Source organism: uncultured Tenacibaculum sp. (assembly GCF_947502995.1).
Lineage (GTDB): Bacteria > Bacteroidota > Bacteroidia > Flavobacteriales > Flavobacteriaceae > Polaribacter.
The window spans coordinates 1-201 of sequence record NZ_CANNBW010000100.1 but is presented as its reverse complement, the minus strand read 5'-3'; the positions used below and the strand labels follow the sequence as shown (position 1 = coordinate 201).

At 37.3% G+C, this 201-nt stretch carries 1 protein-coding gene; it reads left to right on the top strand.

The window, feature by feature from the left end; all coding sequences use genetic code 11:
* A partial coding sequence (locus Q1A46_RS20915; RefSeq protein ID WP_299683616.1) for a hypothetical protein occupies nucleotides 1–201 on the top strand: 201 nt, incomplete at both ends.

Genomic DNA, 201 nt, shown 5'->3' with positions numbered 1-201 from the left:
AGTAAGCATTTTAAGTTGTGTTGCAGGTCCAGAATACAGTATTGAGGTTAGTTCAGGAACAGGAAGCTACACTTATGTAGTTGAAGATCCAAGTTCTATCAATGTTGCTACAGGAACTATAGTAGCAGGAACAGGAGTAAGCAGTAACTTTAATTTACCATTGGGTACTCCATTAGGAACTTATACAGTTAGAGTTACAGA